This is a genomic window from Micromonospora sp. ABR4_055 (assembly GCF_056160425.1).
In genome coordinates, this window is the sequence record NZ_JBSWXD010000178.1 from 1 (window position 1) to 12,240 (window position 12,240).

At 71.8% G+C, this 12,240-nt stretch carries 14 protein-coding genes; 6 read left to right on the forward strand and 8 right to left on the reverse strand.

Translation table 11 applies throughout. The annotated features are described in order from the left end of the window. Window positions 1-131 precede the first annotated feature (131 nt). Window positions 132-869, reverse strand: a complete 738-nt coding sequence (locus ACXAHD_RS28050; RefSeq protein ID WP_289213086.1) for a magnesium transporter MgtE N-terminal domain-containing protein — start codon at window positions 867-869, stop codon at window positions 132-134. Between the two features lie 410 nt (window positions 870-1,279). Here ACXAHD_RS28050 and ACXAHD_RS28055 point away from each other — a divergent pair, with 410 nt between their 5' ends. The 5 genes from ACXAHD_RS28055 to ACXAHD_RS28075 all read left to right on the forward strand — a co-directional run bounded on the left by ACXAHD_RS28055 (window position 1,280) and on the right by ACXAHD_RS28075 (window position 6,749). Continuing rightward, window positions 1,280-2,887: an ABC-F family ATP-binding cassette domain-containing protein gene (locus ACXAHD_RS28055; protein ID WP_281550391.1), complete on the forward strand. Its 1,608-nt coding sequence runs from the start codon at window positions 1,280-1,282 to the stop codon at window positions 2,885-2,887. A gap of 274 nt (window positions 2,888-3,161) precedes the next feature. Then, complete coding sequence (locus ACXAHD_RS28060; protein ID WP_123602399.1) at window positions 3,162-3,389, forward strand: helix-turn-helix domain-containing protein; 228 nt, start codon at window positions 3,162-3,164, stop codon at window positions 3,387-3,389. Window positions 3,390-3,435: 46 nt separating this feature from the next. Further along, entirely contained in the window at window positions 3,436-4,290 is an 855-nt protein-coding gene (locus ACXAHD_RS28065) for an enoyl-CoA hydratase/isomerase family protein (protein ID WP_289213085.1), read from the forward strand. 116 nt (window positions 4,291-4,406) lie between these two features. Continuing rightward, on the forward strand, window positions 4,407-6,410 hold the full coding sequence (locus tag ACXAHD_RS28070; protein ID WP_289213084.1) for an ABC transporter ATP-binding protein: 2,004 nt from the start codon (window positions 4,407-4,409) through the stop codon (window positions 6,408-6,410). Window positions 6,411-6,437: 27 nt separating this feature from the next. Beyond that, on the forward strand, window positions 6,438-6,749 hold the full coding sequence (locus ACXAHD_RS28075; protein ID WP_289213083.1) for a hypothetical protein: 312 nt from the start codon (window positions 6,438-6,440) through the stop codon (window positions 6,747-6,749). A gap of 4 nt (window positions 6,750-6,753) precedes the next feature. On the opposite strand, the gene mug is transcribed toward ACXAHD_RS28075, so the two are convergent. From mug to ACXAHD_RS28105, 6 genes are all read right to left on the reverse strand, one after another. Beyond that, window positions 6,754-7,299: a G/U mismatch-specific DNA glycosylase gene (gene mug, locus ACXAHD_RS28080; RefSeq protein WP_282234700.1), complete on the reverse strand. Its 546-nt coding sequence runs from the start codon at window positions 7,297-7,299 to the stop codon at window positions 6,754-6,756. Window positions 7,300-7,333: 34 nt separating this feature from the next. Then, window positions 7,334-8,095, reverse strand: coding sequence for an SDR family oxidoreductase (locus ACXAHD_RS28085; RefSeq protein WP_289213082.1), 762 nt, complete (start codon window positions 8,093-8,095; stop codon window positions 7,334-7,336). 63 nt (window positions 8,096-8,158) lie between these two features. Continuing rightward, window positions 8,159-8,662, reverse strand: a complete 504-nt coding sequence (locus ACXAHD_RS28090) for an SCO6045 C-terminal-like domain-containing protein (RefSeq protein ID WP_289213081.1) — start codon at window positions 8,660-8,662, stop codon at window positions 8,159-8,161. Next, on the reverse strand, window positions 8,659-9,507 hold the full coding sequence (locus tag ACXAHD_RS28095; protein WP_289213080.1) for an MbnB/TglH/ChrH family RiPP precursor modification enzyme: 849 nt from the start codon (window positions 9,505-9,507) through the stop codon (window positions 8,659-8,661). Before ACXAHD_RS28095 ends, ACXAHD_RS28090 begins: the two co-directional genes overlap by 4 nt. A 5-nt stretch (window positions 9,508-9,512) precedes the next feature. After that, window positions 9,513-10,388 (reverse strand): TIGR04222 domain-containing membrane protein, encoded by an 876-nt coding sequence (locus ACXAHD_RS28100; RefSeq protein ID WP_475054372.1) that lies wholly within the window; start codon window positions 10,386-10,388, stop codon window positions 9,513-9,515. 87 nt (window positions 10,389-10,475) lie between these two features. Then, window positions 10,476-11,057 carry a TetR/AcrR family transcriptional regulator gene (locus ACXAHD_RS28105; protein ID WP_281550382.1) on the reverse strand — a complete coding sequence of 194 codons (582 nt, stop codon included), beginning with the start codon at window positions 11,055-11,057 and terminating at the stop codon, window positions 10,476-10,478. Window positions 11,058-11,173: 116 nt separating this feature from the next. On the opposite strand from ACXAHD_RS28105, the gene ACXAHD_RS28110 reads away from it, so the two are divergent. Next, window positions 11,174-11,818, forward strand: a complete 645-nt coding sequence (locus ACXAHD_RS28110) for an HAD family hydrolase (RefSeq protein WP_281550381.1) — start codon at window positions 11,174-11,176, stop codon at window positions 11,816-11,818. A 25-nt stretch (window positions 11,819-11,843) separates the two neighbouring features. Here ACXAHD_RS28110 and ACXAHD_RS28115 read toward each other — a convergent pair whose 3' ends face one another. Beyond that, on the reverse strand, window positions 11,844-12,089 hold the full coding sequence (locus ACXAHD_RS28115) for a DUF2630 family protein (protein ID WP_281550380.1): 246 nt from the start codon (window positions 12,087-12,089) through the stop codon (window positions 11,844-11,846). Window positions 12,090-12,240: the final 151 nt, after the last annotated feature.

A 12,240-nucleotide genomic window follows, 5' to 3' on the forward strand; every position in this document is an offset into this window, starting at 1 on the left:
TTGGGTCCTGCCGGTGTGTACCACGAGGCCCACTGCTGGGTGCCGGGACCGTTTTGGGCTTTTCGCCTCCATTTTCTGATCCCCCCCTCCCCTCCCCCGTTTTCCCGTCCTGTCTGGTGGCGCTCGGCGGGTCAGTGCACCAGACTGACCAGGGCCCGTTTGAGGAAACCGTCGTGCCGGTCGTCGACCCAGCTGACCGCGCTGATCGGGCGCCCCTGCCGGCGGGCCTCGTCGCAGTAGTCCAGCACGTCGGTGGCCGGCTGGTAGTCGGTCACCGCGAGCGCCGCGTTGGCGCGCATGCGGTACGCCGCGTCCTCGGCGTCGCGTACCGCCACCCGTCCGTCGTCGTCACGGCGGGCGGCCACGGTGATCTGCCAGCCGAAGATCTGGACCAGCACGATTCCGGGTGGGGCGTTCGCCGGGATGCTCACCTCGGCATTGGCCCGGGCGAGCGCCTCGGCCACCTCCCGTTGGTAGGTACCGGCCCAGGCCGCATGCGCCTGTTGCGGACGCATCACCGACAGCAGGTCGGTCTGCCGGTCCGCAGGCATCGCGGTGAGCAGGGCAGCGACGGTGGGTTGCGGCAGCCGGTCGGCGACCGCGTGCACCTGCTCGGCCGGAAGCCGATTGAGCATGGCCACCGCCTCGGCGGTCGGCATGGCTCGGGCCAGGTCGGCCACCTGATCGGTGCTGAGCAGACCGATCAACCGGGACCGCAGATCGTCGCCGGCGGCCGGTAGCAGCCGGACCAGGTCGGTGGTCGTCAGCTCGGCAACTGCCACCGGGATGCGGTCGGCCGGCATGGCTGCCAGCAGCCCGACAGCCTGTCGCGGCGAAGTGCTGCGGACCATCGCGATCAGCTGGGTCATGGGCATCATCCCACCGGGCAGCATGAGTGTCGTCTCCAGGGAGTCAAGTGATCGTTACGCGCGCCTGATGTGCCTAACATCCCTGGTCGGCGTGGTGCATCACCCCGTCGGCGGACAAGTTCCCCGATTCGGTCAGGCCGGTCCACCGGGCCGGCGGTGCGCCGCATACCGCTTGGCCAGCCGGCGTCCCGCGACACCGTCGTGGATGGATCACCGGATGCCGTCGTACTCACCCACCACCGTCGACGATCTTGGCTCCGGTAACCGGCTGGGTGGCGGTGCCGGCCGCCGGTAGTATGGGGCCGTGCTGCTCTGCGAAGGCTGAACCGCCCCACGCCGACGGACAGGACGTCCGGTCGGCGTTTTGTCGTGTCCGCGAGTCAGCTTCCGATCTCAGGAGTGAGCTACCAATGATCACCGCTACCGGCCTGGAACTGCGTGCGGGCTCGCGGATCCTGCTGTCCGACACCACCCTGCGGGTGCAGCCCGGCGACCGCATCGGCCTGGTCGGCCGCAACGGTGCCGGCAAGACCACCACCCTCAAGGTGCTGGCCGGCGAGGGCCTGCCGTACACCGGACAGATCGACCGGCGCAGCGCGGTCGGATATCTTCCGCAGGATCCGCGTACCGGCGACCTGAACGTGACCGCTCGCGACCGGGTGCTGTCGGCCCGCGGCCTGGACCGGCTGATGTCCCAGATGAACGAAGTCGAGCAGCAGTTGGCGCAGGGCGGCACCGACGAGCGCCTGGTCCGTCGCTACGGCACGCTGGAGGACCAGTTCGCCTCCCTCGGCGGGTACGCCGCCGAGGCGGAGGCAGCCAGGATCTGCGCCAACCTGGGTCTGCCGGACCGGGTGCTGGGCCAGCCGATCGGGACGCTCTCCGGCGGTCAGCGCCGCCGTATCGAGCTGGCCAGGATCCTGTTCCGGGACGCGGCCGAGAACGGCGGCGGCATCCTGCTGCTCGACGAGCCGACCAACCACCTGGACGCCGACTCGATCACCTGGCTGCGTGGCTTCCTCGCCGGGCACAAGGGCGGGCTGGTGGTGATCAGCCACGACGTGGACCTGCTGGACGCGGTGGTCAACAAGGTCTGGTTCCTCGACGCCACCCGCTCGGTGGTGGACGTCTACAACGTCGGCTGGGCGGCGTACCAGCAGCAGCGGGAGACCGACGAGCGGCGCCGCCGCCGGGAACGAGCGAACGCCGAGAAGAAGGCCGGTGCGCTGCTCGCCCAGGCCGACAAGATGCGGGCCAAGGCCACCAAGACGGTGGCTGCGCAGAACATGGCCCGGCGAGCGGAGAAACTGCTCGCCGGTCTGGAGGACGAGCGGGTTGCCGACAAGGTGGCCAAGGTCCGGTTCCCCAGCCCGGCCCCGTGCGGCAAGACGCCGTTGACGGCGGCAGGGCTGTCGAAGTCGTACGGATCGTTGGAGATCTTCTCCGGGGTCGACGTGGCGGTCGACCGTGGCTCCCGGGTGGCGATCCTCGGGCTGAACGGTGCCGGCAAGACGACGTTGCTGCGGATTCTCGGTGGCCTGGTCGAGCCGGATTCCGGTGCGGTGCGGCCCGGGCACGGGCTGCGGATCGGCTACTACGCGCAGGAGCACGAGACCCTGGACGTCGAGCGTTCGGTGCTCGACCACATGCGCAGTGCGGCGATCGACCAGGCGGATACCGACCTGCGAAAGATTCTCGGTGCGTTCCTGTTCAGCGGTGAGGACGTGAACAAGCCGGCCGGGGTGCTCTCCGGTGGGGAGAAGACCCGGCTCGCGTTGGCCACGCTGGTCTGTTCGGGGGCGAACGTATTGCTGCTCGACGAGCCGACCAACAACCTGGATCCGGTCAGTCGTGAACAGGTTCTCGATGCCATCGCCCGGTATCCCGGCGCCATCGTCCTGGTGACCCATGATCCGGGTGCGGTGCTGGCTCTCAAACCAGACCGGGCGATTCTCCTGCCCGACGGTGATGAGGACGCGTGGAGCGACGACCTGCTCGAACTCGTGGAACTTGCATGAGGGCGCGGTCCGTCCGGCAGCCCGGCCCGGGGCGATGCTTCATCGGTGAACGTCATTATCGGATAGCGTGAATTGTATGAACAAGGCGCACCGGGTGGGGCTGACGAAGGGCTGCCGGCATGCCGGTGGGATTCCTCGGTGGCGCCGTATCGGGTAACTGACAGGGCTGTGCGTGTCGGTTGGCGAACAGTTGATATCTGGCGCATGATCGTTGGAGACGGTCTAATAGGTGGGACCGCATCGAACCGCACAGTCTGGGACGTGAGGAATCAGCATGGCAGCCACCGGCACAGCCGCCACCACCGAGAAGGGTCGCCGGATCGTCGGAGCCGAGCGTCAGACCCTGGCCAAGGACCTGGTCAAGCGGTACACATCCGGCGAGAGCATCCGCGCCCTTGCGGCCTCCACCGGCCGCTCGTACGGGTTCGTCCACCGGGTGCTCACCGAGTCCGGCGTGCAACTGCGCCAGCGTGGCGGCGCTCGGCGTCGCAAGAAGGGGTGACGATCCAGTTGCGCCCCGTACCCCGCTGTCACGGTCAAGGCCCTCGTTGACCGTGTCCGGTGGCGTACGACTCGACTACGACGGGCCGGTCGCGACAGTGACGTTGGACCGGCCCGACGTGCTCAACGCTCAAACCCCGCAGATGTGGCGGGCGCTGCGCGGCATCGGCCGGGAGCTGCGCGGCGACGTTCGCGTCGTGGTGGTCCGCGGCGCCGGTCGGGCCTTCTCCGCCGGCCTCGACCGGGGCGCGATCCAGGCACTGCTCGATCCCAGCGCTGCGGGTGGCACCGATGCGGATCTCGCCGCGACCGACCATCCGCGAGCCGACTCGCCTGGTGACGGTCCGCCTGGTGACGATCCGACCCCGCCGCCGTTGGCCGCCCTGTCGCCGGACGAGTGCGCCGCCCGGATCGCCGAGTACCAGGAGGCCTTCACCTGGCTGGCCCGCCCCGACGTGATCAGCGTCGCCGCCGTGCACGGGCCGGCCGTAGGCGCCGGATTCCAGCTTGCCCTCGGCTGCGACCTGCGCGTCCTGGCCGACGACGCCCGGCTGCGGATGGCCGAGGTGACCCTCGGCCTGGTGCCGGACCTCGGTGGCACCCGGCGACTCGTCGACCTGGTCGGCTACGCCAGGGCCCTGGAGATCTGCGTCACCGGTCGCTGGCTCGACGCGGCCGAGGCCGATCGGCTCGGGCTGGCCAACCTGGTGGTGCCCGCGACGGAGCTGGCCCCGGCCGTCGCCGACCTGGTCGCGGCCGTGCTGGCCGGGCCCCGCGACGCGGTCGTCGAGATCAAGGCCCTGCTCACCGGAGCCACCGACCGCACCCCCGCCGCCCAGCTGCGCGCCGAGCGGGAGGCGCAGACCCGACGGATCCGGGACCTGACCGGAGCCGGCGAGTAGCCGCCGGGTCGGGCAGTAAGGCCTCAACGGGAAGACACCAGTTACCTGAACTGTTGTCGTAGGCGTCCGGGACACTGGTACCCGCGACGGTGGCGAGACGAAGGTGGCGGGTGCCGATGGCTGGATCCGGTGGGATGGGTGGCATGGGGGCCGGCTGGGGCATGCTGCGTTCGATGCGCGACGGCGACCAGCTACGTTCCCACCGGGTCAGCCGGGGCACCACCCGGCGGATCGTCGCCTTCGCCCACCCGTACCGGCGGGACATCAGCGTCTTCCTGGTAACCGTCGTGCTGGCGGCCGGCATCGGGGTCGCCACCCCGGTCCTCGCCGGCGACGTGGTGAACACGATCACCGCCGGTCGCGCCGACGCCGGCGCGACCGTGGTCCGGCTGGCCCTGCTGATCGCCGGTCTCGCCGTGGTGGACGCGCTGCTCTCCCTGGCCCAACGCTGGTACGCCGCCCGGATCGGTGAGGGCATCATCCTGGACCTGCGGACCCGGGTCTTCGACCACGTGCAGCGGATGCCGTTGCAGTTCTTCACCCGGACCCAGACCGGTGCGCTGGTCAGCCGGCTCAACAACGACGTGATCGGCGCCCAGCGGGCCTTCACCTCGACGCTGTCCGGTGTGGTCAGCAATGTCATCCAACTGGTGCTCACCGCCGCGGTGATGTTCACCCTGTCCTGGCAGATCACCGCGCTGTCCCTGGTGCTGCTGCCGATCTTCATCGTGCCGGCCCGCCGGGTCGGCAAGCGGCTCGCGGAGATCACCCGGGAGTCGTACGACCTCGACGCCAAGATGAACGCCACGATGACCGAGCGGTTCGGGGTCGCCGGCGCGCTACTGGTCAAGCTCTTCGGCCAGCCCGAGGTCGAGGCACGCCGGTTCGCCGAGCGGGCCGACCGGGTCCGGGAGATCGGCATCCAGTCGGCGATGTACTCGCGTACCTTCTTCGTGGCGATGCTGCTGGTCGCCTCGCTCGCCCAGGCGCTCACCTACGGACTCGGCGGCTGGCTGGCGGTCACCGGCGCGGTCAGCGCCGGCACCGTGGTGACCCTGGCCCTGCTGCTCACCCGCCTCTACGGGCCGCTGACCGCGTTGAGCAACGTGCGGGTCGACGTGATGAGCGCGCTGGTCTCCTTCGACCGGGTGTTCGAGGTGCTCGACCTCGCCCCGTCGATCGCCGAGCGCCCGGACGCCGTCGTCGTGCCGCCCGGCTCGAGCCGACTGGAGTTCCGCGACGTCCGGTTCCGGTACCCCAGCGCCGCCGAGATCTCGCTGGCCTCGCTGGAGGACGTCGCGACGCTCGACCGCACGGTCTCCGAGCCGGTGCTGCGCGGGGTGTCGTTCACCGTGGAGCCGGGGCAGCTGGTCGCCCTGGTCGGCCCGTCCGGCGCCGGCAAGAGCACCACCGCCATGCTGGTCTCCCGGGTGTACGACGTGAGCGACGGCGAGATCCGGGTGGGTGGGGTGGACGTGCGTGACGCGACACTCGACTCGCTGCGCGACACCATCGGGGTGGTCACCCAGGACTCCCACCTGTTCCACGAGACGATCGCGGAGAACCTGCGGTACGCCAGGCCGGACGCCACCGACGACCAGATGTGGGCGGCGCTGCGCGGCGCGCAGGTCGACGGGCTGGTCCGGGCCCTGCCGGACGGGCTGGACACGGTGGTCGGTGAGCGCGGCTACCGCTTCTCCGGCGGCGAGAAACAGCGGATTGCCATCGCCCGGCTGCTGCTCAAGGCACCGTCGATCGTCATCCTCGACGAGGCCACCGCCCACCTCGACTCGGAGTCCGAGGCGGCGGTGCAGCGCGCCCTGTCGGTCGCGCTCACCGGCCGTACCGCACTGGTCATCGCGCACCGGCTGTCGACGGTGCGCGACGCGGACCAGATCCTCGTCCTCGACGAGGGCCGGATCGTGGAGCGCGGTCGACACGCCGAGCTGATCGCCGCCGGTGGGCTGTACGCCGAGCTGTACCGAACCCAGTTCGCGATGGCCGACTCGCCGACCCCGTACCTCGACGACACCGGGCTGGATCCGGTGACTGCCGGGTCGGGTCGGGCATTTCCGGCCGAACAGGACCTGCCCCCGCCGTCGGGCACCGCCGCCGGATAGCGGTCCGCCGTCGACTACGCTGGGCCGATGGAACCGGAGGCTGCGGTCGCGGCGGCACTGCGCGAGTTCGCTGCGCGGCTGGCCGCGCTCGATCTGGCACCGGCCCGGTCGGCTGGCGTGGCGGTTCGCGTCGGCGACGCCGACCCTGTCGTACTGACCGACTCGGTGGCTGCGGCGCTCTGCGCCGCCCTGCGGTCGTACCACGATCCGCGCGACCGGGGCCGGTGCGCCCAGTGCGGGGGGCCACGTCTCGACGAAGGTCTTCAGTGCCTCGACTGCGGACAACCTGCCGGCCTGTTCGGTCAGCTGATCCGCGAGCGGTTGGCCCGCCACCAGTAACCGCCTATTGCGGCGGTCCGGCCGTCACCGCCTGCCGTAGCCGGTCGAACTCGGCGACGAGCCGGTCGAGCTGGTAGTGGGCATTGAGCCCGCTCGGGTTGGGCAGCACCCAGAGCCTCGCGCCGCCGAGGTCCTCGGGCCGGGGTCCGACGACCGCCCGTGGCTGGTCGAACGCCAGCCGGTAGGCGGTCACCCCGACCACGGCGATCCACCGGGGTCGGCACGCGGCGGCCAGCCGGACGAGCCGCGCGCCTCCGGCGACCAGCTCCGGCGGCGTGAGTTCGTCGGCCCGCGCCGTCGCCCTGGCGACCAGGTTCGTCACGCCCAGCCCGAACCCGGGCAGCAGATGATCTTCGCTGGGGTCGAGCCGCCGGGGCGTGAAACCGGACCGGTGCAGCGTCGGCCAGAACCGGTTGCCCGGGCGGGCGAAGTGGTGGCCGACGGCAGCGGAGTACAGGCTCGGATTGATTCCGCAGAACAGCACGTCGAGATCGGGTCCGACGACGTCGGGCAGGGTACGGCCGACAGCGTCGGCCAGCAGCTGCGCCATCGTGGCCCGGTCGGTGGACACGCCGAAAAGCCGTTCAGGGGCAGGGCAGCGCGCCGCCGTCGACGGGCAGCGTGATTCCGGTCAGATAGCTCGCGGCCGGGGACAGCACGAACGCCGCCACCCGCCCGAACTCCTCCGGCTCGCCCAGCCGACCGAGTGGGATGTCCGCTTCCGCCTCGGCCCGGGCCTGCTGGGGATCGTCGCTCGCGGCGAAGAGCTCCACGTTGCGGTCGGTCATGATCCGGCCCGGCAGCAGGCTGACCACCCGGACGCCCCGGCCGGCGTAGCCGTCGGCGAGCTCCTTGGCGACCGCCGCGAGACCGGGCCGCAGCCCGTTGGAGATGCCCAGGCCGGGCAGTGGCATCCGGGCCGACGTCGACAGCACCACGGCGACCGCACCGCCGGCGGGTAGCGCGTCGGCGACGGCCCGTACCGCCCGTACCGTGCCGACGAACACGGTGTCGAAGGCCGCCCGCCACTGTTCGTCGCTGACCGCGTGGCTGGGACCGGGTTTCGGCCCGCCGACCGAGATCAACGCGCCGTCGATCCGGCCGAAGTGCTCCTGGGCCGTCGCGACCAGGCGTGCCGCGCAGTCCGGCTCGGCCAGGTCGGCGCTGACCGCGATCGCCTGCCGCGGGCCGCCGAGGCGGTGTGCCGCCGCCGTCAGCCCGGCGGCGTCCCGGGCGGCGAGCACCACCCGTGCTCCGTCGGCGACCAGACAGGCGGCGGTGGCGTAGCCGAGTCCACGGGACGCGCCGGTGAGCACGTACACCCGGTTTTCGAGGCCGAGGTCCATGCCCACGATCCTGCCGCATGCCGTGAAGCCGCCGGTCGTGACCCCGGCGGACGACCGGGCCGGCTACCGGCGGAGGCCGAACGTCCGGACCCGGCCGGCGACCTGGACCGTCCACCCGCCGGGCAGCCGTCGTACCGCCGGGAGACGGCGTCGGCGGGGAGCTGACGACCCGTCGTAGCACCAGCCGGCCTCCCGGCCGGCGAGCTCCGCCACGGCCAGGCCCGGCAGACGGTCGCTGGCGGCCAGCGCCCGGACGAAGTCCCAGCCGTCGCGCAACCCACCCGCCGACCGCCGGCCCGTAGCCCAGCGGACGAACACGGCCGGCCAGGCGTCACCCAGCGAGGCGGCCAGCAACGGCCAGTGCCGGGCCACCTCACCGGCCCGCTTGCGCAGCAGCGCGGTACGGGCGACCGACAGCCGGTACGGGTCGAAGCCGGGCGGCGGATCGGTGTCGTCGACGAGCGACGCGACCAGCGCACGTTGGGCGGCGGCGAGCTCTGCCCGTCGGGTGGCGGCAAGCCCGGTACGGGGGTCGGGAGCGTCGTCGGACGATGCCTGGCCGGTCACGTGACCCGGTCCAGACCGGCTGTCGCCGAGATCGTGTCCAGTTCGGCGCGCAGCACCTCGGCCGGTGGATAGCGTCCGTCCCGCTCCAGTAGCACCGCTGGTGGCCGCCGCCGGGCGCACAGGTCGGTGAGCAGCTGCAGCACCTCGGTTGGGACCGGGTCGGTGTGCGTGTCGTGGTAGATCCCGTCCCGGTCGGCGGCACCGCCAGCGACGTGCAGGTACGCGATGCGTTCCAGCGGCAGCCGGTCGAGCAGGGCGACCGGGTCGTCGCCCCGGTTGCGGGCGTTGGCGTAAACGTTCGCGACGTCCAACAGCAGCAGCGCGCCGGAGCGTTCGATGACCTCACTGACGAAGTCGGCCTCGTCGAGCTCGTCGTCGGGCCAGTCGAACACTGCGGCGATTGGTTCGAGCGCGATCGGCACCGGCAGCTCGGCGGACACCCGCCGGACGTTGCCGACGACCGTGTCGACCGCCGCCCAGGTGCGGGGCAGCGGCAGCAGATGCCCGGCCTCGACCCCGCCGGCCCGGACGAAAGCGATGTGTTCGCTGACCAGGGGCGCGCCAAGCAGCTCGGCGACGCCCGCGAGCCGATCGACCCGGTCCTGCTCGACCGGCTCGGCACTGCCAAGGGACAGCCGTACGCCGTGCGGCACGACGGTCACCCCACGCTCACGGAGCCGGCGAAGCCCGTCGTCCAGTGGCCGGCCGGGGTCGACCGACTCGGCGATCACCTCGCAGAAGCGCAATCCGGGCAATCCATCGACGAAGCCGGAGATCTCCGGCCGCCAGCCGATGCCGACCCCGAGCCCACCGTCGGGGTTGGGCGGCCAGGCGGTGACGGACATCAGGCTCATCCGCCGCAGCCGCCACCGCAGCCGCCGCCTCCTCCGTCACCGCCACCCCCGCCGCTGTCACCGCCCCAACCGGAGGACCCGGTGCCGGAGCTCACCCGCTGGATCTCCGCGGTCCCCGCAAACGCCGGGTCCATGGCCCACAAGGACGCCGCTCCGAAAACGCCGACCCCCATCGCAGCGCCGGCGACACCGTACGTCGCGGGGGCCGGCCGCAAGGTCGGCGAGAGGTGACGGTACTGGCTGCGCAGTTTGGTGAGGAGGCGATTCGCGGCCCGGGTACGGCGCGGCACCGAGAAGAACAGCACCATCGCCACCGGTACGGTGACCGCGAGCATCAGCACCAGGTAGCCGACCGGCCGGTTGTTCGCGGCGCCGGCGAACACCCGCAGCACACCGACGGCGGCGAGGATCCCGACCGTGCCGGCGAGCAGCCAGGCGGTACGGCGTTGGCCGTCACCGATGGCCAACCCGGCAGAGACCAGGCCGTCGCGCATTCGATGCAGCGCGTCGACGACCCACTGATCGGTCTGCAGGTCGCGGACCCGTACCTGGCGCTGCGCGGCGTGGTGGACCGCCTGGTCGAGCTGCCCGGCACCGGCCGGCAGTGGACCGGCCGCCCGCAACGTACCGCGGCTGCCGACGTCGACGCTGCCCGCCGAGCGCAACGCCGCCAGGCTGGCGTACACAGCCAACCGGCCCCCGCCGTTGAGGTACGCGACCTCGGCGCCGCCGAGTGATCCGGTGCGGCCGTCGTGCCCGGAGAGCGCGATCCGCCGGTAGCCGAGGTTGGCGACGAGGAGCACCAGCGCGGTCAGTCCGAAGACGACGAGGAAGGTGGGGCCGGGGATGCCCCAAGTGTCACCGGGCGTCATAGGGTCTCCTGGTCGCTGGGCGGGCGTCGGGTCACCGACGCTCCCGCGCTGACGGTGGTCCCTATTGTGGGACAGCCGTGCCACCGGTCAGCGTGGCGGAGGTCGACGTACCGCCTCCTCGACGATGTCGAGGACGGCGCCGAGGTCGCTGCCAGGCCGCCCCATTGCCAGCTGCAGCACCAGCCCGTCGTAGGCCAGTTCCAGGAACCGCGCCAGGACGTCGATCGGTACGTCGTCGCGCAGCACGCCGGCATCGCGTTGGCGGCCGAGCCGCTCCCGGGTCGCCTCGGCGATCGCGGCGGACCGGGCGGCCCAGCGCCGGGCGAAGTCCGGGTCGGTACGCAGCCGCCGGGACACCTCGAGCTGGCTGCCCAGCCAGCCGGCGGTGTCCGGGGAGTCTGCCCGGGTGAGCAGGTCGCGCATCACCTGGACCAGGCCGTTGCGGGCCACCGTCTCGACCATCGCGGCCGCGTCGTCCTCGGCGACCGCCAGGAACAGTGAGTCCTTGTCCCGGAAGTGGTGGAAGATCGCTCCCCGGGACAGCCCGGTGGCCTCCTCCAGCCGGCGGACGGTGGCACCTTCGTACCCGTGCCGGGCGAAGCAGACCCGGGCGGCGGCGAGGATCTCCTGGCGGCGTGCGTCGAGCTGGATCTGGCTCACCCGGGGCATGATGTGATCGTGTCAGGTGGGCAGACCGGTAGCAAGCCGTACGTACGGCTTGCTACCGGTACTCGTTTACATTCTGGGACTGTTCCCCGCCATACGGTGTCGCGTAAGGTGCGCCCGTGCCACTCCTGCTCCTGGATCTGGACAACACCCTGCTCGACCGGGCCGGGGCGTTTCGCGTGTGGGGTCAGGAATTCCTGGACTCGGTCGGTGCCCCACGAGACGACATCGACTGGCTGGTCTCCGTCGATGCCGACGGGCTGACCGACCGGTGGGATCTGGCCGACGCGCTCCGGGAGCGGTATCGACTCCGGTCGTCGTCGGTCGACCTGGTCGAGGAGCTGCACGACGGCGTCGTGCGGCACACCCGGCTGGATCCGCTGGTGGCCTGTTCGTTGGCGATCGCACGGGACGCCGGCTGGGTGCCGGTGATAGTCACCAACGGGACGGCCCGCCAGCAGGAGGCGAAAATCCGCCGGACCGGCCTGGACCGGTACGTGGCCGACTGGGTGATCTCGGAGGCCGCCGGGGTCAGCAAACCCAACCCGAGGATCTTCGCACTGGCCGCGCAGAGCGTGCGGATGCGGCTACGCGGCGCCTGGATGGTGGGTGACAGCCCGGAGGCCGACATCGGCGGAGCCGCCGCGGCCGGACTGCCCAGCGTCTGGTTGCACCGGGGCCGCAACTGGCTGGACGAGCGGTACGCGCCGACCCGGGAAGCGTCCGGTGTGATCCCGGCCGTGGCCGCGGTGCTGGCCGGCTGACCTGCGGTTCTCCTCGCCGCAGCCACTACTGCAGGTAACTCTCCACCTCGCCGGTGGGCCGTGGCTGGACGGCGTCCGGGTCGCCGCCGCCGTCCCGGGCGGCCCGGCGGCGACGCAGCAGGTCCCAGCACTGGTCGAGCGCCTCTTCCAGCGCGCCCAGTCGGGCGTGTTCCTCGTCTGCGGAGAGCTGCCCGGCGGCGAACCTGCCACGCAGCTCGTGCTCCTCGTCGACCAGTTCCTGGATTCGGGCCAGCAAGGTCCTGTCGTCCATGGTCCGAGCTTGGCACAACACGGCGGTGGGGGGGGGGGGGGGGGGGGGGGGGGGAGAAAAAACCAAGGCACCCCCTTGCCACCCGCCCCACCACCCCTCCCCCCCCCCCCACCACCCCCACGCCCCCCTCCCCCACCGCCTATACCCTCCT